Origin of the sequence: Pseudomonas sp. P116, from assembly GCF_020149425.1 — a bacterium.
Lineage (GTDB): Bacteria > Pseudomonadota > Gammaproteobacteria > Pseudomonadales > Pseudomonadaceae > Aquipseudomonas > Aquipseudomonas anatoliensis.
Map to the genome: position 1 here is coordinate 494,545 of NZ_JACVHB010000001.1, position 21,085 is coordinate 515,629.

General features: G+C 57.9%; 19 protein-coding genes. 11 read left to right on the forward strand and 8 right to left on the reverse strand.

The annotated features are described in order from the left end of the window. The first annotated feature begins 3 nt into the window (after positions 1-3). From ICA15_RS02435 to pabB, 3 genes are all read left to right on the forward strand, one after another. Positions 4-1,539 (forward strand): inactive transglutaminase family protein, encoded by a 1,536-nt coding sequence (locus ICA15_RS02435; protein ID WP_150601331.1) that lies wholly within the window; start codon positions 4-6, stop codon positions 1,537-1,539. Then, complete coding sequence (locus ICA15_RS02440) at positions 1,539-2,525, forward strand: alpha-L-glutamate ligase-like protein (protein WP_150601330.1); 987 nt, start codon at positions 1,539-1,541, stop codon at positions 2,523-2,525. Before ICA15_RS02435 ends, ICA15_RS02440 begins: the two co-directional genes overlap by 1 nt. A gap of 212 nt (positions 2,526-2,737) precedes the next feature. Beyond that, a complete protein-coding gene (pabB, locus tag ICA15_RS02445; protein ID WP_210553611.1) occupies positions 2,738-4,081 on the forward strand; it encodes an aminodeoxychorismate synthase component I in 1,344 nt (447 codons plus the stop codon). 96 nt (positions 4,082-4,177) lie between these two features. Here the strand turns inward: pabB and thrH are convergent, their stop codons facing one another. Further along, a complete protein-coding gene (thrH, locus tag ICA15_RS02450) occupies positions 4,178-4,795 on the reverse strand; it encodes a bifunctional phosphoserine phosphatase/homoserine phosphotransferase ThrH (RefSeq protein ID WP_150601328.1) in 618 nt (205 codons plus the stop codon). Positions 4,796-4,959: 164 nt separating this feature from the next. Between thrH and ICA15_RS02455 the strand changes: the two genes are divergently transcribed. The 3 genes from ICA15_RS02455 to ICA15_RS02465 all read left to right on the forward strand — a co-directional run bounded on the left by ICA15_RS02455 (position 4,960) and on the right by ICA15_RS02465 (position 8,591). Then, positions 4,960-5,694, forward strand: coding sequence for a phosphoadenylyl-sulfate reductase (locus tag ICA15_RS02455; protein WP_150616752.1), 735 nt, complete (start codon positions 4,960-4,962; stop codon positions 5,692-5,694). Between the two features lie 576 nt (positions 5,695-6,270). After that, entirely contained in the window at positions 6,271-7,809 is a 1,539-nt protein-coding gene (locus ICA15_RS02460; RefSeq protein ID WP_210553612.1) for an NCS1 family nucleobase:cation symporter-1, read from the forward strand. A 53-nt stretch (positions 7,810-7,862) separates the two neighbouring features. Continuing rightward, positions 7,863-8,591: an aspartate/glutamate racemase family protein gene (locus ICA15_RS02465; RefSeq protein ID WP_150601325.1), complete on the forward strand. Its 729-nt coding sequence runs from the start codon at positions 7,863-7,865 to the stop codon at positions 8,589-8,591. 132 nt (positions 8,592-8,723) lie between these two features. On the opposite strand, the gene ICA15_RS02470 is transcribed toward ICA15_RS02465, so the two are convergent. Beyond that, positions 8,724-9,650 (reverse strand): LysR family transcriptional regulator, encoded by a 927-nt coding sequence (locus ICA15_RS02470; RefSeq protein ID WP_210553613.1) that lies wholly within the window; start codon positions 9,648-9,650, stop codon positions 8,724-8,726. 127 nt (positions 9,651-9,777) lie between these two features. On the opposite strand from ICA15_RS02470, the gene ICA15_RS02475 reads away from it, so the two are divergent. Then, positions 9,778-10,524: a 3-oxoacyl-ACP reductase family protein gene (locus tag ICA15_RS02475; protein ID WP_150616755.1), complete on the forward strand. Its 747-nt coding sequence runs from the start codon at positions 9,778-9,780 to the stop codon at positions 10,522-10,524. Positions 10,525-10,608: 84 nt separating this feature from the next. On the opposite strand, the gene ICA15_RS02480 is transcribed toward ICA15_RS02475, so the two are convergent. Further along, positions 10,609-11,304 (reverse strand): HAD-IA family hydrolase, encoded by a 696-nt coding sequence (locus ICA15_RS02480; protein ID WP_150616756.1) that lies wholly within the window; start codon positions 11,302-11,304, stop codon positions 10,609-10,611. Between the two features lie 246 nt (positions 11,305-11,550). Between ICA15_RS02480 and ICA15_RS02485 the strand changes: the two genes are divergently transcribed. Both ICA15_RS02485 and ICA15_RS02490 read left to right on the forward strand, forming a co-directional pair. Then, a complete protein-coding gene (locus ICA15_RS02485) occupies positions 11,551-16,329 on the forward strand; it encodes an RHS repeat-associated core domain-containing protein (RefSeq protein ID WP_210553614.1) in 4,779 nt (1,592 codons plus the stop codon). Continuing rightward, positions 16,326-16,757, forward strand: a complete 432-nt coding sequence (locus ICA15_RS02490; protein ID WP_150618575.1) for a DUF6896 domain-containing protein — start codon at positions 16,326-16,328, stop codon at positions 16,755-16,757. Before ICA15_RS02485 ends, ICA15_RS02490 begins: the two co-directional genes overlap by 4 nt. Positions 16,758-16,901: 144 nt before the next feature. On the opposite strand, the gene ICA15_RS02495 is transcribed toward ICA15_RS02490, so the two are convergent. The 5 genes from ICA15_RS02495 to ICA15_RS02515 form a co-directional block, all read right to left on the reverse strand. Then, positions 16,902-17,066, reverse strand: a complete 165-nt coding sequence (locus ICA15_RS02495; RefSeq protein WP_210553615.1) for a hypothetical protein — start codon at positions 17,064-17,066, stop codon at positions 16,902-16,904. Between the two features lie 123 nt (positions 17,067-17,189). Further along, positions 17,190-17,615 (reverse strand): YMGG-like glycine zipper-containing protein, encoded by a 426-nt coding sequence (locus tag ICA15_RS02500; RefSeq protein ID WP_150601317.1) that lies wholly within the window; start codon positions 17,613-17,615, stop codon positions 17,190-17,192. A gap of 137 nt (positions 17,616-17,752) precedes the next feature. Continuing rightward, positions 17,753-18,124 carry a glycine zipper domain-containing protein gene (locus tag ICA15_RS02505; RefSeq protein ID WP_210553616.1) on the reverse strand — a complete coding sequence of 124 codons (372 nt, stop codon included), beginning with the start codon at positions 18,122-18,124 and terminating at the stop codon, positions 17,753-17,755. 326 nt (positions 18,125-18,450) lie between these two features. Then, a complete protein-coding gene (locus ICA15_RS02510; protein WP_150601316.1) occupies positions 18,451-18,636 on the reverse strand; it encodes a hypothetical protein in 186 nt (61 codons plus the stop codon). Positions 18,637-18,799: 163 nt separating this feature from the next. Further along, on the reverse strand, positions 18,800-19,120 hold the full coding sequence (locus ICA15_RS02515; RefSeq protein ID WP_047300625.1) for a YbjQ family protein: 321 nt from the start codon (positions 19,118-19,120) through the stop codon (positions 18,800-18,802). Between the two features lie 976 nt (positions 19,121-20,096). Between ICA15_RS02515 and ICA15_RS02520 the strand changes: the two genes are divergently transcribed. Next, positions 20,097-20,807, forward strand: coding sequence for a hypothetical protein (locus ICA15_RS02520; RefSeq protein ID WP_224450799.1), 711 nt, complete (start codon positions 20,097-20,099; stop codon positions 20,805-20,807). Positions 20,808-20,842: 35 nt separating this feature from the next. Beyond that, the gene (locus ICA15_RS02525; RefSeq protein ID WP_224450800.1) at positions 20,843-21,079 is read left to right on the forward strand and encodes a hypothetical protein; all 237 of its coding nucleotides are present in this window, start codon (positions 20,843-20,845) and stop codon (positions 21,077-21,079) included. Positions 21,080-21,085: the final 6 nt, after the last annotated feature.

Below are 21,085 nucleotides of genomic sequence, written 5' to 3' on the forward strand. Positions count from 1 at the left end.
TCCATGCGTTCTCTAACCTTCCACCTGAAAATCCTGATCACCATTCTGGTGCTCCTGGGCGTTTCGGTTACGGCCTATCAGATTTTCGTACTCGGCATCCCGGTGACCGAAGACGCCACCGACGACTTGTGGAACATCGACGCCAAAGTCGAGTTCGTCGCCAGCACCAAAGACCCGGTGAAGATCCAGATGTTCGTGCCGCCGCTGAGCCGCGATTACGTCAGCCTCAACGAGAGCTTCATCTCCAATAACTACGGCGTGTCGGTGAACCGCGTCGACGGCAACCGCAAAGTGACCTGGTCGGCGCGACGCGCCAAGGGCAATCAGACCCTTTATTACCGTCTGGTACTGACCAAGCGTTACACCGCAGAAAAAACCAAGACCAAAGGCCCGACCTTCCGCGACAGCATGGTCATCGAAGGCCCGGAAAAAATCGCCGCCGAATCGCTGCTCGCACCAATCCGCCAGCACTCGGCCGACGTTGAAACCTTCATCGGCGAAGCGATCAAGCGCGTCAACAACGTCAACGACGACAACGTCAAACTGCTGCTGGCTGGCGATCCATCGACGCCGCACAAAGCCAAGATCGTCGAGCTGCTGCTGTCCATCGCCCACGTCCCGGTGGAAAAAGTCCACACCATCCGCCTCGTCGCCGATCAGCCGCAAACGCCTGAACTGTGGCTGCGCAGCTTCAACGGCACCGACTGGCTGTACTTCAATCCGGAAACCGGCGAACAGGGCCTGCCGACCGACCGTCTGCTGTGGTGGACCGGCGATGAAAACCTGATCACCGTCGACGGCGGCAAAAAAGCCAACGTGACCTTCAGCCTGAACAACAGCGAGATGAACGCGATTCGTCTGGCCAAGCTGACTGACGAAAACACTGACGCCAACTTCCTCGAATACTCGCTCTACGGCCTGCCGCTGCAAACCCAGCAGACCTTCATGATCATGGTGATGATCCCGATCGGCGTGCTGGTGATCCTGATCCTGCGCAACCTGATCGGCCTGCAGACACTCGGCACGTTTACCCCGGTGCTGATCGCCCTCGCCTTCCGTGAAACGCAGCTCGGGTTTGGCATCCTGCTGTTTACCGTGATTACCGCGCTGGGCCTGTCGTTACGCTCGTATCTGGAACACCTGAAGCTGCAAATGCTGCCGCGACTGTCGGTGGTGCTGACGTTTGTCGTGGTGTTGATCGCGGCAATCAGTCTGTTCAGCCACAAACTGGGTCTGGAGCGGGGCCTGTCGGTGGCGCTGTTCCCGATGGTGATTCTGACCATGACCATCGAACGCCTGTCGATCACCTGGGAAGAACGCGGTGCCAGCCATGCGATGAAAGTCGCGATCGGCACCTTGTTCGCAGCGTCTCTGGCGCACCTGATCATGACCGTGCCGGAGCTTGTGTACTTCGTGTTCACCTTCCCGGCGATCCTGCTGATTCTGGTGGGCTTCATGCTGGCGATGGGTCGTTATCGCGGGTACCGCCTGACCGAACTGGTGCGTTTCAAGGCGTTCCTGAAGAAGGCTGACAGCTGATGTTCGGTTTCTGGAAGACCTGGAAGGCCCTGGAAGCCCGGGGCATCATGGGCATCAATCGGCGTAACGCCGACTACGTGCTCAAGTACAACAAGCGCAGTCTGTACCCGATCGTCGATGACAAGATCATCACCAAGGAGCGCGCCATCGAGGCCGGCATTCACGTGCCGGAGTTGTATGGCGTGATTTCCACCGAGAAGGAAATCGACAAACTCGGCGAGATCATCGGCGGGCGCAGCGACTTCGTGATCAAGCCGGCACAAGGCGCTGGCGGCGACGGCATCATCGTCATCGCCGACCGTTTCGAGGGCCGCTATCGCACGGTCTCGGGCAAGATCCTCGCCCACGAAGAGCTCGAGCATCACATCTCGAGCATCCTCACCGGCCTGTACTCGCTGGGCGGCCACCGTGATCGCGCGCTGATCGAATACCGCGTGACCCCGGACCAGATCTTCAAAAGCATCAGTTATGAAGGCGTGCCAGACATACGCATCATTGTGTTGATGGGGTATCCGGTAATGGCGATGTTGCGCCTGCCGACCCGTCAATCCGGCGGCAAGGCCAACCTGCACCAAGGCGCCATCGGCGTCGGCGTGGATCTGGCGACAGGCCTGACTCTGCGCGGCACCTGGCTGAACAACATCATCACCAAACACCCGGACACCACCAACGCAGTAGACGGCGTGCAACTGCCTTATTGGGACGGTTTCATGAAGCTCGCTGCCGGTTGTTATGAGCTGTGTGGTCTGGGTTATATCGGCGTGGACATGGTGCTGGATCAGGAGAAAGGTCCGCTGATTCTCGAGCTGAATGCGCGGCCGGGGCTGAATATCCAGATCGCCAATGATTGCGGCCTGACGTTGCGTACCCATGCGGTGGAAGCGCGACTGGAAGAATTGAAGGCGCGCGGGGTGACTGAGTCGGTTGAAGAGCGGGTGGCGTTTACTCAGGAAATGTTTGGGCATATTCCTGCGGTAGAGGGCTGAGCCGAAACCGAGTCGCGGCCATCGCGAGCAGGCTCACTCCTACAGGGGAACGCATTCCAATGTAGGAGTGAGCCTGCTCGCGATAGCGGACTCCCTGCCACCGCACGAGTCAACCTTGCCGCCAATCTACCATTCCCCGACATCCCTCTAGGAGCAAGCTCCCCAGAGGACTACAATCCCCACCCCGCTTCAACGGCCGATCTGCCCCGCCCATGTTGACCTGCTCCGTACACCCGCTGCCCTACCGCGCCAATCCCGCCGACTACTTTGCGGCAATCCGCAACGCCCCCGGCGCTGTGCTGCTCGACAGCGGTCGGCCGAGTGCCGAGCGTGGCCGGTATGACTTGCTCAGCGCCTGGCCGCTGGAACAACTGGCCGTCATGCCGGACGAAAGCGGCAGCCTTTTCCTGCAACGTCTGCGCGATAACCTGAGCCGTTTGGGTGAGGCGCAATTGCCCGCTACGCATGAACTGCCGTTCGCCGGGGGGCTGATCGGTTACCTGAGCTACGACTTCGGTCGACATCTGGAACACCTGCCAAGTCAGGCGCGAGATGATCTGCAATTGCCCGACGCACGATTTGGCCTATATGCCTGGGCGCTGATCAGCGATCACCAGACCGCTACCAGCCAACTGGTTTTCCACCCGTCCATCGTCGACAGCGAAAAGCAGCGCCTGATTGCGTTGTTCACTCAACTGCCCGCTGACTCGCTGGCCCCGTTCAAACTGAACAATCCGATGAGCGCCGACCTCTCGGCAGACGATTACCATCAGGCGTTCGAACGCATCCAGCAGTACATTCAGGCCGGTGACTGCTATCAGGTCAACTTCGCCCAGCGCTTCCGCGCTACCTGCCAGGGCGATCCATGGCTGGCCTATTGCGCCCTGCGCGAAGCCTGCCCGACGCCGTTTTCCGGGTTCCAGAGCTTGCCGGACGGTGGCGCGGTGTTAAGCCTGTCGCCGGAACGCTTCGTCAAAGTCAGTCAGGGCCAGGTGGAAACCCGTCCGATCAAAGGCACCCGCCCACGCGGTCTGACGCCGGCCGAAGACGCCGCCAATGCTGCCGAACTGCTGGCAAGTCCCAAGGACCGCGCGGAAAACCTGATGATCGTCGATCTGCTGCGCAACGATCTGGGGCGCACCTGTCGCATCGGTTCGGTGCGGGTGCCGGAGTTGTTCAGTCTGGAGAGCTATCCCAACGTCCATCATCTGGTCAGCAGCGTGACCGGTGAACTGGCGCAGGATCGCGACGCATTAGACCTGATCGCCGGTAGCTTCCCCGGCGGCTCGATCACCGGCGCGCCGAAGATTCGTGCGATGCAGATCATCGACGAACTGGAGCCAACCCGCCGCGGCTTGTATTGCGGGTCGTTGCTGTATCTGGACGTGCGCGGCGAGATGGACAGCTCCATCGCGATTCGCAGTCTGTTGGTCAAGGATGGGCAGGTGTGCTGCTGGGGTGGCGGCGGGATTGTTGCCGATTCGCACTGGCAAGCGGAGTATCAGGAGTCGATTACCAAAGTGAAAATCCTCCTCGAAACCCTGCAAAACCTCTGAGCACCACAACCCCCTGTAGGAGCTGCCGAAGGCTGCGATCTTTTGATCTTAAAAAGCAAAGATCGCAGCCTGCGGCAGCTCCTACAGGGATTGGGTTTACAGGGACAGTTCGCGATTCGAGGCCTTGAGGAATTCCTGTTTCAGTTCAGCAAACGTGTGCACCGCCGGAAACTGCGGGAACTCGCGGATCACATTGTCCGGCGCATGGAACAGAATCCCCGCATCCGCCTCGCCCAGCATCGTCGTGTCGTTGTACGAATCACCGGCCGCAATCACCCGGTAATACAGGCTCTTGAAGGCCAGCACCGACTGGCGCTTGGGATCCTTCTGACGCAACTGATAGCTGGTCACCCGCCCGGTTTCATCGGTAATCAGACGATGGCAAAGCAACGTCGGGAAGCCCAACTGGCGCATCAGAGGCTGGGAAAACTCGTAGAAAGTGTCTGACAGAATCACCACCTGGAAGCGCTCGCGCAGCCAGTTGACGAACTCCACCGCGCCGTCCAGCGGCTTCAGCGTGGCGATCACTTCCTGGATGTCCGAGAGCTTCAGGCCGTGTTCATCGAGGATGCGCAGGCGCTGCTTCATCAACACGTCGTAATCGGGAATGTCCCGGGTGGTGGCCTTGAGGGATTCGATTCCGGTTTTTTCGGCGAAAGCGATCCAGATTTCCGGCACCAACACCCCTTCAAGATCCAGGCAAGCAATTTCCACAAGACACTCCCGTTTGTATTGATTATTGAGTCGAGCGAGGCCGAACTCTAGCGGCTCCACCACGGCCGCGCAACGCACAGCGCGCGCCAACTCGCGCAGCTTTTTTGTTACCATCGCCGCCATATAGAGCGCCCAGCGCCACCGACCTGTAGGAAGCCGCCCTGATGAGCCCAACGTTCGATGTCGTGGAACTCGCCACGACCTATGCCAACAAATCCGCTCAGGACATCCTGAAACTCGCATTCGCCGAGTTTGGCGATGAGTTGTGGATATCTTTCAGCGGCGCCGAGGATGTGGTGCTGGTGGACATGGCCTGGAAGCTGAACAAGAACGTCAAAGTGTTCAGCCTCGACACCGGCCGCCTGCACCCGGAAACCTATCGCTTCATCGAGCAAGTGCGCGAGCACTACAAGATCGACATCGAAATCGTCTCGCCGGACTACACGAAACTGGAACCGTTCGTGAAGGAAAAAGGCCTGTTCAGTTTCTACAAGGACGGCCATGGCGAATGCTGCGGCATCCGCAAGATCGAGCCGCTGCGGCGCAAACTCTCCGACGTCAAAGCCTGGGCCACCGGCCAGCGCCGCGACCAGAGCCCGGGCACGCGCAGTGCCGTGGCCGTGATGGAAATCGACAGCGCATTCTCGACACCGGAACGTACCCTGTACAAATTCAACCCACTGGCACAGATGACCAGCGAAGAGATCTGGGGCTACATCCGCATGCTTGAGCTGCCGTACAACAGCCTGCATGAACGTGGCTTCATCAGCATCGGTTGCGAACCCTGCACCCGCCCTGTCCTGCCGAACCAGCATGAGCGCGAAGGCCGCTGGTGGTGGGAAGAAGCGACCCAGAAGGAGTGCGGGTTGCATGCGGGGAATATCATTAGCAAAGCGTAAATTCCTGCCACGCTGATTTTCCCTTGTAGGAGTGAGCCTGCTCGCGATAGCGGTGTACCAGTCGATGAATTTTTTGGCTGATACACCGCTATCGCGAGCAGGCTCACTCCTACAGTGTTTTGTGGGACTTAAAAAATGTGTACACATGAATGTCACCATCGGTGCCATTTATGTGTGCACTTTTTTGTTTCTGCGCCCTGAAAAGTTACACGCGCTCCACGACTCCCTTCTCTCTGGCGTCCGCCAAAATTCCTCGAAAAAAATAAATACCTGTTCAATCGGTCAATTTTTAACCAATTATTTTCAACAACTTAAGGATCTTCGATAACTTTTAGAAATGAGCCGCGCATTTCATAGATGGGTAACTGGCACAAATCTGGCTTTGGTGCATACATGTTTTGTATACAAAACTGCAAAACATAAACACACTTTCGATCCGCAAGCCTGAAGCGCCCTATCCCGTACAGGCTGCAGATGCCCCTAACCTGTGATGGTTTCACTGCCGCGACGAAGATTTGTCGAGCCTGACGGCTTATGCACAGTCATCGCGGCCTTGAACATCAGGAGCCTGCCGGAATGCGTACAAATCTCTCCAATAACATCGCGCTGAATCTGCCCGCCTCTGTACTCGATCACCCCTCCCCCCACGATGGACTGATCGAACCGCTGCAACTAAGCCCCCGCTTGCACAACAGCGACCTGGCACCGACCAAGGCCGAGGGGCGACGCTGGGGCAAATACAGCATCTTCGCGTTGTGGACCAACGATGTGCACAACATCGCCAACTACTCGTTCGCCATTGGCCTGTATGCCTTGGGCCTGGGTGGCTGGCAGATTCTGCTGTCGCTGGGGATCGGCGCGGCGCTGGTGTATTTCTTCATGAACCTGTCCGGGTACATGGGGCAGAAAACCGGTGTGCCGTTTCCGGTCATCAGCCGGATCAGTTTCGGCATCCACGGGGCGCAAATTCCTGCGTTGATCCGTGCTGTTATCGCCATCGCCTGGTTCGGCATTCAGACGTATCTGGCATCGGTGGTATTTCGCGTCTTGCTCACGGCGGTTCATCCCGGATTCGCCGAGTACGACCACAATTCGATCCTCGGGCTGTCGACGTTGGGTTGGGTGTGTTTCGTGGTGATCTGGCTCGTGCAACTGGCGATCCTCGCCTACGGCATGGAAATGGTCCGCCGCTATGAAGCGTTCGCCGGGCCGGTGATTCTGGTGACCGTCGCGGCCCTCGCCGCCTGGATGTACACGCAGGCCAACGCGACCATCGCCTGGTCGACTCGCGACCCGCTGACCGGTGGTGAGATGTGGCGCAACATCTTTGCCGGCGGCGCGTTGTGGCTGGCGATCTATGGCACGCTGATTCTCAATTTCTGCGACTTCGCTCGCTCCTCGCCGTGCCGAAAAACCATCAAGGTAGGAAATTTCTGGGGTTTGCCGGTGAACATTCTGGTATTCGCCGCGATTACCGTCCTGCTGTGCGGCGCGCAGTTTCAGATCAACGGCCGGATCATCGAGAGCCCGACCGAAATCATCGCCTCGATTCCCAATACCTTCTTTCTGGTCCTCGGTTGCCTGGCCTTCCTGATCGTCACCGTGGCGGTGAACATCATGGCCAACTTCGTCGCCCCGGCATTTGTGCTCAGTAACCTGGCGCCGAAGTACCTGACCTTCCGCCGCGCCGGGCTGATCAGCGCGGCCATCGCCGTGTTGATCCTGCCGTGGAATCTCTACAACAGTCCGTTGGTGATCGTGTATTTCCTCTCCGGTCTCGGCGCCCTGCTCGGGCCGTTGTACGGCGTGATCATGGTCGACTACTGGCTGATCCGCAAAGGCCGGATCAATGTCCCGCAGCTCTATAGCGAAGATCCCAACGGCGCTTATTACTACAGCCACGGCGTCAATTTCCGTGCAGTGGCGGCGTTTATTCCTGCCGCGCTGATCGCCATCGTCCTGGCGCTGGTGCCGGGTTTCCACAGTGTTTCGCCGTTCTCCTGGCTGATTGGTGCCGGGATCGCCGGATTGCTCTATCTGATCATCGCCAAACGCCAGCCTGACTACGCCGACGTCAGCGGCGAATGCATCGCTGTCGACAACGTCTGCCATTAACTCCCTCGCGGCCCGCACTTCGGGCCGCAAACTGCCCGCTATAAGGACTCTCCATGCGCATTCTCGTGGTCAACGTCAACACCACCGAATCCATAACCGATGCCATCGCCCGCTCGGCGCAGGCTGTCGCGTCACCCGGTACGGAAATCGTCGGCCTGACGCCCTACTTCGGCGCCGACTCAATTGAAGGCAACTTCGAAAGCTATCTGGCGGCCATCGCCGTGATGGACCGGGTGATGGCCTACGACCAACCGTTCGACGCGGTGATTCAGGCCGGTTACGGCGAACACGGTCGCGAAGGCTTGCAGGAATTGCTCAACGTGCCGGTGGTGGATATCACCGATGCGGCGGCCAGCACCGCGATGTTTCTCGGCCATGCCTATTCGGTGGTGACCACGCTGGATCGCACCGTGCCGTTGATCGAAGATCGACTGAAACTGTCTGGGCTGTGGGATCGCTGCGCGTCGGTGCGGGCCAGTGGCCTGGCCGTTCTGGAGCTGGAACACGAACCGCAACGCGCGCTGGAAGCAATCGTCCATCAGGCTGAGTTGGCGGTGACGCAGGACAAGGCCGAGGTGATCTGCCTGGGTTGCGGCGGGATGGCCGGGCTTGATGAACAGATTCGCCGGCGCACGGGCGTGCCGGTGGTGGATGGCGTGACGGCGGCGGTGATGGTTGCGGAATCGCTGGTGCGATTGCGGTTGTCGACGTCCAAGGTGCGCACCTACGCAACGCCGCGGCCGAAGACGATTATTGGCTGGCCGGGGCGGTTTGCACGGTAATCCGCGTTATCGTTCATCGCGGGCAAGCCACGCTCCCACAGGTTCTGCGTTGCTCACACACTTTGCGTACGACGCGAAACCTGTGGGAGCGTGGCTTGCCCGCGATGGCCGCAACTCGGTCCCAAGCCTTGCTCAAACAGCACTAAACCGCTGCGCCAACCCCTGCTCCAAAAACTGCTCAATCACAAAATCGACAAACGCCCGAGTCTTGCCCGGCAACAATTTATGCTCGGCGTAGTAGATCGAGATGTTGCCGTCATCGACAAACCAATCCGGCAACACACGCTGCAATGTGCCCGCCTCCAGATAACCCACCGCAAACGGCATGCTCACCAGTGCAATCCCCAGGCCTTGCGCAGCTGTGGCGCAGGCAGCCTCCGAATCGCTCATGGTCATTCGCGTCTTGAGGGTCAGGGCTCGACAGAGCTGACTGCCACTACTGACCAATTGCCAAGAGCGCACTCGACCGGTTTGCGGCGACCGAATCAGAATGCCATCGTGATATTGCAGGTCGTCCGGCTCGACGATCGCTTCGTGCTTTTGCAGATAGTCAGCAGAGGCCACCAACACTCGATGCGCGGGTGCCAATTTGCGTGCGACGACGCCTTGGGGCAATTCAAATCCTCCGCCAATCGCTGCATCGAACCCCTGCCCGATTAAATCGACCTGACGGTTATCAAAATGCCAGTCAGGGTTGATCGCCGGAAACCGACGTAAAAACGCTTCCAGCAAAGGTACGATGTACAAACGCCCGAACACGGTGCCCATACTGACCTTCAACGTTCCCGCTGGCAGGCCTTCGACACTGGCCAGATTAGCCACTGCGTTCTGGATCGTGGTCAGACTGGCACTGACCTGACTCAAAAACAGCTGGCCCGCCTCGGTCAGCGCCAAGCTGCGAGTGCTGCGCTGGAACAACCGCACGCCCAGCCTCGTCTCAAGCTTCGCGACACTTTTACCCACCGCCGCCGGGGTCAGGCTCAAGCGCCTTGCCGCTTCGGCGAAGCTGCCGACTTCGGCGCTGCGCACAAAGCATTCAATACTGCTGAAAGTTTCCATGATCGCCACTATAAACTTCTGGTTTACACAGACTATAGCAATCATGGGCTACACGGTTGTGGATCAGAGGTCGATACTCGGTTCCAACAACAAGGCAGTCCCGCCTTGAACAGTCTGGAGATCGAACATGACCACTCAACACCTCAGCGGCAAAGTCGCTCTGATTCAAGGCGGTTCCCGTGGCATCGGCGCCGCTATCGTCAAACGTCTGGCCGCTGAAGGCGCTGCAGTAGCCTTCACCTACGTGAGCTCCACCGCCAAAGCCGAAGAGTTGCAGAACAGCATCACCGCCAACGGTGGCAAAGCCCTCGCGATCAAGGCCGACAGTGCCGATGCCGCCGCCATCCGCCATGCGGTCAGCAGCACCGTCGAAGCCTTTGGACGTCTGGACATTCTGGTCAACAATGCCGGTGTGCTGGCCATCGCACCACTGGAAGACTTCAAGCTGGAAGACTTCGACCAAACCCTCGCGATCAACGTACGCAGCGTATTCATCGCCTCGCAGGAAGCGGCCAAGCACATGGGCGAAGGCTCACGCATCATCAACATCGGCAGCACTAACGCCGACCGCATGCCCTTCGGCGGCGGCGGTGTTTACGCAATGAGCAAATCGGCACTGGTGGGTCTGACCAAAGGCCTTGCCCGCGATCTCGGTCCACGCGGCATCACCATCAACAACGTGCAGCCCGGCCCGGTCGACACCGACATGAACCCGGCGCACGGTGACTTCGCCGAAAGCCTGATCCCGCTCATGGCTGTAGGTCGTTACGGCACCGCCGATGAAATCGCCAGCTTCGTCGCCTACCTGGTGGGCCCGGAAGCCGGTTACATCACCGGTGCCAGCCTGACCATCGACGGCGGCTTCGGCGCCTGATATTTCTCAATCGACTGTACGAAAAACGCCGCCCTTCCTTTAACGGAGGGGCGGCGTTTTTTGGTTGATCGTGTTACCGCTCGATCAAGCCCATTCCAGCGCCGGCAAACCGCAGGCACTTGGCGTAAACGCCTTCAACGTACGAAGAATCCCGTCGGCGTGGGCGTATTTTTCATCGGCCATGGCGGCGTCGGGAATGGCGATGGCCGTCATGCCCGCCGCTTTCGCTGCGGTAACCCCAAACGGCGAATCCTCGAACACCAGACAATCTTCAGGCGCGACACCCAGACGCCGCGCCGCGGTGAGGAAAATATCCGGCGCGGGTTTGGCTGCGCCGACTTCCGGATCGTCCGCCGTGACAATGAAATCAAACAGCGCAAACCACTCGCGGTGCAACGTGGTTTTCTGACCGAACGACTGTCGTGACGAACTGGTGCCCACGGCGATTGGAATGTTGTGGGCTTTGAGGTGACGAACCAGTTCTTCGGCTCCCGGCATCGCCTGGGCCTTGGGAAAACGCTCGCGCATCAACGGCTCACGGATCACCAGAAACTCTTCGGCAGTGATCGGCAGATCCAGCGCTTGCACAACGTAGTTCGCCAGATCGTTGGCACCGCGGCCAATGATGTTCTGCTTGACGCTCCAGTCGAAGGTGCGCCCGTAACGCTCGGCAATCATCGAGGTGACCTCGGTGTAAATGCCTTCGGTGTCCAGCAGCAAACCGTCCATATCGAAAATCACGGCCTTGATCGGGCCGAACGCCTTCAGCGGTGCATTCATCATCGGATCCGTTAACAAAGACATCCCAGGCGGCGGGTAGCGCCGCTGCTCGGATCTGATTAATGGGTTCAGCAGCATAACGAGCACGGCCGACATTGAGCAACGGGCAATATCTGCTCAAGCGATGAACTGATCGCAGGCAAATAGCGAAACGCCCTACAGATATTGCCTACCTTCCCGACTTCTTTCCTTTTTGATCCCCCGCAAAGTCCGCGCACCTCTATTCACATGCGCGAGTGACTGCGAATGCTTCCACCCGATCGGCTTCTGCCCCTGAACAACAGCATCGGCCTGCTGGTGGTTGCCGCCCTTAATCCTGAGCACCCGGACTTCGAAACCCTGATCCGGGAGTTTCGCCTGTGCCTGAACAACTACGAAGCCTGGGCCGAACAGTTCTGGATGGGCTCGGCGCTGGACATCGAGCAGGTGTTCAAAGTCGGCAACGACGTCAACCTCAGCGCCCCCGTCAACAGCCGTAAACCCATCAGTTCTTCAGTGTTCATGTGCCCGGCCAGTGGCCCCTTGACCCTGGTGCACATGTTCGAAGCGGCTCGTTTTGTACCGATCGGCAACACCCCGCTGACACTCGAGCCGGTGATTGCCGACGTCGGCGGCGTTTTGACCTTCGGCGATCCGCAACATTATGAAATCGGCCCGAGCGGCATTCTGGAGGTGAGCGATTGCGACCGGGGCCAGCGTTATCGCATCACCTTCTTTCCTGATGTTTCTACCCGGCATGTCCGGGCGCTGTATGCCTCTTATGAAAGTGTCATCAGTGGCCTGGAAGACTGGTTGCGTGGTGAATGGGCAGGGTTTCAGCCGCTTTGGACGGAGTTTTCCAGCGCCGGATTCCGCGAGCGTTTCGGTCAACTGCAACAGGCCGATTGGCGCGGCTTCGAAAATGCCTTGCACGGCGTCTGGGATGACATCAAACAACTATTCGCCCTGCTCGCCGACTTGCAGGCCAACAGCGAAAAGCTTCTGGATTATCTGAGCGACATTGAGCTGGACGCTTTGCTACAGGCTTCCCACGAGGCGATAGCCAACGGCCTGTTGATGCTCAGCGACGAGCCGCTTTTGTTCATTCATCTGGCGGCGTTCACCAGTTGGCTGAAGATGCTGCCGCCGCAATACGTGGCGGAAGTGGTCGCAGAAGTCCGTGTCGAATTGTTGATCAGTTTCTTGTTGATGCGCGTCTCTGGCGGCATTGGCGTGCAGCTGCGTTTGAGCAGCAAAGTGCTGGCGAAAATCAAATCGCCGCGCGCGCGGGAATGGCTGGCGGCTTCTGCTTTGCGCCTGGCTGAACTGCATTCCTCGCCTGACTTGACTCGCCATGCCGGCGTTTTGAAACCGCTGGTGCTCAATGTGCGTGACGTCGAGCTGAAATCGACGCCGTCGATTCCGCTGAACATTCGTCAGGCCGATTCCGTGGTTTTGGCGGTGCCGAATCCGGCGCCCCTTGCGCGGGACAAGTCGCATGGCATGAGCCGCATGGAGCGCCATGAGCCTCACGATGACGCGTCCGATCAGGCAAAAAACCCCAATGGCGACAGCGCCGATTGCGTGCCACTCACCTGCAGAGACGGCTGCCCGGTGTCGATGGTTACCGGCGAGGAACTGCTGACTCTGACCGATGGCGTGCTTGATGGTTTGTTGCCATTCGAGTTCACAAGGCTTTATCGCACCAGTGCCGCCGAGATCGACCTCGGGCTGGGGTTTGGCTGGAGTCATTCGCTGGCGCATCGGCTGGAGTTCGATGGCGACTGTGTTGTCTGGGTTGACCATGAAAACCGGCGTACGCGCTTCCCGCTGCCGAGCGTTGAGCGGCCGGCGATTCATAACAGTCTGTCGCGAGCGGCGATCTTTCTCGGGGATGAACCGGAGGAATTGATCCTCGCGCTGGCGGGGGACGCGGCGCGGTTTTATCACTTTCGCGCCGGGCGGCTGACGGCGATCAGTGATGCGTATGGCAATCGTCTGCGCGTTGTTCGCGATCGGCAGGATCGGGTTCAGCGTCTGGACAACGGCGCGGGTCGGGCGCTGTTGTTGCGGTATGACCGCCAGCATTTGGTGGCCGTCGATTATCAGACTTTTCAGCAGGCTGAATGGACAACTGAGCAAACCCTCGTCAGTTACCGCTACGACGCCTATCAGCATCTGGTCGAGGCGCGTAACGCGGTCGGCGACAGCGAGCGTTACGACTACGACGATCAGCACGTCATTCTCCAGCGCCAACTCACGGGCGGCGCGAGTTTTTTCTGGGAGTGGGAACGCGCTGGCAAGGCTGCACGTTGCGTCAGGCACTGGGCGTCGTTCTCGCAGATGGACACGCGCTACGTCTGGAATGACGACGGCAGTGTCGTCGTGCATCACGTCGATGGCACCGAAGAAACCTACGTCCACGATGACCGCGCACGACTGGTGCGCAAGGTCGAGGCCGACGGCGGTGAACACCTCAAGGCCTACGACGCTGCGGGCCGTTTGGTCGCCGAGCAGGATCCCTTAGGCGCCGTCACCGAATACCGCTACGACGATGTCGGACGGCTGATCGCGCTGCTTCCGCCAGACGATGTGCCAACGTCCTACGAGTACCGCAACGGTTTCCTGCACAGCCGTTGCCGTGGCGAGGCGGTGTGGACGTATCGGCGCAATGCTCAGGGCGATGTCACTGAGGCGGTCGATCCCGATGGTCAGGTCAGCCATTACTACTACGACGCTCGCGGGCAGTTGCTGTCGATCCGTTACCCGGACACCAGTCGACACGTGTTTGTCTGGAACCCCCTCGGTCAGTTGGTTGAAGAAACCCTGCCCGATGGCGGTGTGCGGCGCTTTTCCTACGATGCACTGGGGCGCAGGACTACCACTGCTGATGAGCACGGTGCGATCACGCGTCAGCATTGGGACGCCGTTGGCCGACTGATCCAGACGACTTCTCCTACAGGTGCCACCCGCGCCTACAGCTACGGCGCCTACAACCAGGTTACTGCCGAGCGCGACGAACTCGGGCGTATCACTCGTTTCGAGTATGACGATGACCTGCACCTGGTTTCGCGCCGGATCAACCCCGACGGCACGCGGGTGCAGTACCGCTACGACCATGCGCAACTGCTGCTCACCGAAATCGAAAACGAGTCCGGCGAAAAGTATCGACTGGACTACACGCCGACCGGACTGATCCGACAGGAAACCGGCTTCGACGGACGGCGTACAGGGTATGCCTACGACCTCAACGGTCATCTGCTGGAAAAGACCGAGTTCGGCGATGACGGCTCGGTGTTGGTCACGGGCTATGAGCGCGATGCGGCCGGGCGTCTGCTGGTCAAGACATTGCCTGACGGGATCAAGGTCATCTATCAGTACGACCGCCTCGGTCGGCTGACTGGCGTCGACGACGGCCAGAAACATCCGTTGGCTTTTGAATACGACTTGCAGGACCGGTTGATCACCGAGCATCAAGGCTGGGGCACGCTGCGTTACGCCTACGACGCCTGCGGCCAGCTCAAACGCATGCGCCTGCCGGACAACAGTAAGCTCGATTATCAGTACGCCAAGGGCGGCGCGCTCACGGCGATCCACCTCAACGGCGCGCCGCTGACGCAACACGTCTATCAGTCGGGCCGCGAACAACAACGTCAGCAAGGCTTGCTGCTCAGCGAATATGCCTACGACGATCAGGGCCGCCTGCTCGCCCACGCCGTAGGCCATCAGCACGATTCGCTGTACCGCCGCGATTATGCCTACAGCGCCAACGGCAATCTGGAGCACATCGCCGACACCCGTCACGGCCAGCGTACCTACGGCTACGACGCCCTCAATCGGCTGATCCGCGTACGCCACTCACGCGACGAACTGCCGGAATCCTTCGCCCACGACCCGGCCGGCAACCTGCTCATGCAGGACCGCCCCGGCCCCACGCAGATCAAGGGCAACCGCCTGCTGATGCAAGGCGATCGCCACTACGACTACGACGCCTTCGGCAACCTGATCCGCGAACGCCGCGGCACCGCGCAAAAACTTGTCACCGAATACCGCTACGACTGCCAGCACCGCCTCGTCGGCCTGACCCGCCCCGACGGCAAAACCGCGACCTACCAGTACGACGCCTTCGGCCGGCGCATCCGCAAAACCGTCGACGGCGAAAAAACCGAGTTCTTCTGGCAAGGCGACCACCTCGTCGCCGAAAGCAGCAACACCCAGCACCGCAGCTACGTCTACGAACCCGGCACCTTCCGCCCGCTGGCGCTGCTCGACGGCAAAGGCCCGAAAAAGGCCTGCCCGTTCTACTACCAACTCGACCACCTCGGCACCCCGCAAGAACTCACCGACTACAGCGGCGAAATCGTCTGGTCGGCGCAATACGACGCCTACGGCAAAGTCGCCGCGATCACCCTGGCTGGCGAGGAATACCTGGATCAACCGCTGCGCTTTCAGGGGCAGTACTTCGACGCGGAAAGCGGCCTGCACTACAACCGGCACCGATACTACGACCCACGACTTGGACGGTATCTGACGCCGGACCCGATCAAGTTGGCGGGTGGGTTGAATCAGTACCAGTACGTGCCGAATCCGACGGGGTGGGTGGATCCGTTGGGGTTGAGCTCTAACTGCCCGCCGCCGAAGAAACCGGGTTGTGAGATGCCGGGAGGGATTGGTGGGGCTAAGGTTGATGAGGGTGAGCCACAATTACCGGGCTTGATTCATGGCGTTGACCCACACTCAGTGAAGCGCACGCATGCAATTATGGGAAAAAAATCAACTACACACGTCGAAAAAATAAGAGATCAAATGCGAGCAGGTGGCTACGATGTCAGCTATCCCATAGACGTAGCAGAACATCAGGGCAACTTCTATATTCTAGATGGACATCACCGTGCAGCAGCTGCAAAACAAACAGCAACGCCTATAACTATAAAACTGATCACAAACATCAGAGAACACAAAGGACAGCTTAATACGATTGAAGAAGTCATTGATTCAGCGAACAATGTCGGACACGACCGATTGGAGCATCACAGAAGAAGATGAAAACAGATGATAAAAATCTTGAGGATCTAATAAATGACTTTCTTTCAAAAGTTGAAATTGGCACAGAGTTACTAGAAAAAAAATTTGGCACTCGGAATATTTTAAGACTTTGGCGGAGCAAGCAAATCGAACGCTGCGGTGAAATAACTGATGGAATTCAATATGAACTGCACGGCGTAGGGTGCGCCATTCATTTCCCATCAGAATCAGTGGACTTCGACTATGGATCGAACAACAGAATCGACGGCTTTGATGTATGGCGCCTCTACATTTACGCTAGCGATAGGCCATCCAAATACAAAAAATACTGCAATCAAAAAATAGTTGAAAAGGAGTTTAAAGAATACATCGCATCAGGCCGAATAGAAAAAATGTCGCCATCAGATAACCTTTACATACGCGTGAACCCTGACTTAACTGCGAAATAACAAAAACATCGATGGCCTTCGCTCGTCTCAAAAATTGTTTACCAAACTTAATCTTCGCGAGCAAACCGGTCAGAATCAAGGGGCCTGAAGTACAGGCCCCGGAGATGAAATCAGCGCGCTACCGCGCTCGACTTCTAAGACAACTTATTGCTCGTCCTCTTCTTCATACTCCATATCCGCCTCATCCGAATCATTCAACGGCACCTTCGCATCACCCATCACCGACCCCGGATCTTCATTCCCCGGATCGTTGATGAAAGGCAGCCCACTTGGACCTTTTTCTTCCTTGCCTTCAGTTTCGGGAGTCATGGCATACCTCGGGAATTCGGGGGAGTGTATGACGTTCGAAACGCCCTTCCGCCAATCGTTCCCGAGTCCGGTGAGCAGAAACGAAAAACCCGGCACATGGCCGGGTTTCTGTTTAAACATCAATCAATGATGTTTGTTCTTATGCTTGTTCTTGTGTTTATGACCGCCACCACCGGAATGAGACTTACCGCCATCGTCACCCAGGTTGTTGCCGACCGCGCCACCTGCCGCGCCACCCAAGCCTGCACCGATGGCCGAACCGGTCGAGCCGCCCATGCTGTTGCCGATCACTGATCCGCCAGCGGCGCCGAGGCCGCCGCCAATCGCGGCTTCGGTGCGACTGCGTTTATCCGCGCCGACGGCACTGCCCGCAGCGCCGCCCAAACCTGCACCCACTGCGGCGCCAGTGCTACCACCGAGTTGTCCACCGACCACGTTGCCCAATGCACCACCCAGGCCGCCACCGACGGCGGCCGTGCCGTCGCCGGCAGCCATAGCGCCTTGAGCAACCAGCAATCCGAAAAACAGTGCAGATAATGACAATCGCATTTGAACCTCACAGTTCCCGAAGCGGGACAGTCCGCCCGTACAAGGGCTTATAACCCATTGGAGGCGTTTGCGGGAAAAACGTTCAGCAACGAAAAAGCCCGACATCGAGTCGGGCTTTTTCTGACACGCAATCACTCTCAGTGACGCTTGTGGCCTTTGGACAGGTTGCTGCCCACCGCGCCGCCCGCGGCACCACCCAGACCAGCACCGATGGTAGCGCCGTTTCTGCCGCCGAGGCTGTTGCCAATCACCGAACCGCCAGCCGCGCCGACACCGCCGCCAATGGCCGCTTTGGTCCGGCTGCCCTTGCGTGCCGCCACCGCACTGCCCGCTGCGCCTGCTACGCCCGCGCCAATCGCGGCACCTGTGCTGCCGCCCATTTTCTGGCCGACCACATTACCCAGCGCGCCACCCAGACCACCGCCCAATGCCGCAGTGCCGTCGCCGGCAGCCATCGCACCTTGAGCCACGAAAAGGCCAAGAACCAAAGCAGGGAGTCTTAAACGCATGACGAAAACCTCAAAAACAGAGATACAAAAAGGGTCGGGATTTAATGTCGCCAAAGGGCAAAAGTCCAGACGAAACCAAAGCGCAGCGAGCACTTGGCGCCGATTTGACCGCGATTCTGGAAAAGGTTTTACGACAGGCAAAAAAAAGCCCGCTGGGGAGACGGGCTGGAGACTTGCTTTCTAACGGATGGCTTCACCTTAATCCGGACTACGTGAAAAGTTTGTGAAAAAAAACCGAGATCTTTAAACCATTCGCAGAACGTTTCGTAAGTCATCGATCAGACGTAAAAAACCCCGTTCATTGACGGGGTTTATGTCGAGAAAGCTTATTTTCTGGCCCGCGCCACCTTGGGAAGGAATTTCGCCTTCGGCCCTTTCGGCGCTGCGGATTTGATCTTGGCGTTCTGAATCGTGTCTTCACCAAAGCCCGACTGGTACTCGCTCTGTCCGCAGCGTACGCAGTTGTTGAAGGAAAATTCAGCGCCATCGTCTTCGATATACGGTGCAGTCATGCCCTCTCCCCTTCGTAACAGGTCGACACCGGCAAAACCCTCTCGCCTGAAAAATATCGACCCCTCAGGATTTTGAGACTAGCCGGTCATTACTGGACTTGTGATTCAGATCGACCAACACCCGACGAATGGCCCGCTAAAATCCAACGCCGCGGCGGCCCGCCTAGCGCAGCTTCACCGCTGTTCCCGTCACAAACACCACAACCATGCCGCCCTTGCCCGCCGGCATGCTGATCTCGAAATCCAGTCCGACCACCGCATCTGCCTGCAAGGCACGCGCTCGTTCCTTGATCTCGTCCGTTGCCTGAATCCGCGCTTCTTTCAATGCCCGCTCCAGTGTTTGCGACCGTCCCCCAAAAAAGTCGCGCATACCGGCGAACATGTCACGGATCACGTTGACGCCTTGCACCGACTCGGCACTGACAATGTCCAGATACGCGGTGATCTGCCGGCCTTCGATGGCGTGAGTGGTGGAGATGATCATGAACGTCGTCCTTTTACTGGCAATAAAACCGCGATTGTAATGCTCAAACCAGAATCAGCCGACCACATCGCACACGTCGGCAAATTCCAGACACCAAAAACCACAAAACCCCTGACTTCTTTCGAAATCAGGGGTTTGTGTTTACTGAATATGGCGGTGAAGGAGAGATTCGAAAGTACCCGCACCCTCGATCTCTCAGCCGACGCCCCGGAATATAAGGGCTCCAGCGGTGCCAGTTGCGCAAAAGCATTCCCATGCCATTCCCACGCGCACCAGCATGAACCTCAGTACGCGTGCGCATCACACGTATAGGGGGCTTAAATTCGAAATCTGGAGGGGGTCAAAAAAAAGAGTAACATGAGTAATCTTGACCGTTTTTGACGCTCAAGCCATTGAATTTAAAGGGCTTCTTCAAACGTTCAAAAGGTAACATTTAAGTAATATTTGAGTAATCTGATTACTCTTTATAAATGTAATTCTCACCTTTATAAAAACCCTTTAGAAACAACAGCTTGGGGAATAATTACCTTTTCAATTACTTCTCTGTTACTCCTTTTTGTAATACCAAACCCCACGAAATACGCGGCCTCCAGCCCATTCCCCATACGTGGTTACTGAAATTACTCTTTTTGAAATGCCCCCCTCTATACCTGCACAGCAACTCCTCCAGACCTTTCGAAGAAATACCCCCTCGGTGCAGGGTTCCGCAGGCTTTCAACCTCCCCACAACGCCAAGCAAGCGCCCAGCCTGAGCAGCCGGGGGTGGTCCGTAGGGGCGCAGAAATAACGACCCATTTAGCCCGCAGGCGAGGTGGGGGGACGACGGCGCGCGCCAGGTGTGAACAGGCCTGTTGGCACGCCTTGTAGCACGTCAAAACCCCCGAATGATTCCGGCAGTTCGTCGCGTCGCGCTAGCATCCTCATCTCACCTCAATTACTGTATTAATAACCAGTACTCTTACAGTAAATGAACCTCATGAACTTCGACCAGGCTAGGGCGTTAAGACTTCAGCAGTGGCGCTCAACCCTCGACGACCGCGACTTCCGAATGCAGAACCCAGAAGCGCACCGTGAAACGCTCCACTCAATGGCTACGACGCTGGCAACAGAAGGACTGATAGACCAGCTTCAGCAGTTTGATATGAACGAGATGGCGGACGCGGCGTATTGGCACGCTGTGGAGGAGCTTCAGAATTCACCCGGCCGTTACCGGGGATCCTCGACATACGACGTCTTGAAGATCCACACGGGCGAATTGCTGGGGACCATCAGCCGGTCAATCTTCAATGAGGCGTCCGTCGAACCACCGGGGCCCACGCACACCTACGACGGAAAGGTGTACCCGAATGCGGATGGGGCTGATCTTGTTCTGAGCATGAGTGGAGAAGTTGGTAGTATCAGCGGCCTTTCGTTGACGATGCCTGGTGAGTTGCAGTACAGGTTGGTAGAGACCGCTCGTATCATCAATGGTAAAACCTATGTGCCGCTGGAAGACCCGGACATCTTCCGATCATTGATCGATGTCGCGCAGGTCGCTAAAGAATGTTGCAACCTTCACACGTTCGAAAGGCTACGCCCCTTCATCGAGCTGGCGAGATTCTGCAAATGCCCTGCCTGCCTTGATCGGTTCGGGCGAAGGGAAGACTGCCAGACTTGTGACGGGCAAGGTTTTTTGACGAAGCCCTGATGCACTGGACTATGACGAATTCGACAGGAAGTAATATGCCAACTCCACCAAGCAATGCTGACGAAGCAATGGCCTTCGTTCGAGAGGCGATCAGATCCATTACTGGTCGCAGAGACAATGCACATTGGCATCACGGACACGTCAACGGGATGATCAGTGCTTTCTCACTAACGGGCCTGTTTGAGAAAACGCATATCAGAGCGATGAGTATCGCGGCTGACGACGCTCTTGAGAAAATCACCCATGCCAACCTCCATAAGCAGGATATCTGAGAGGAT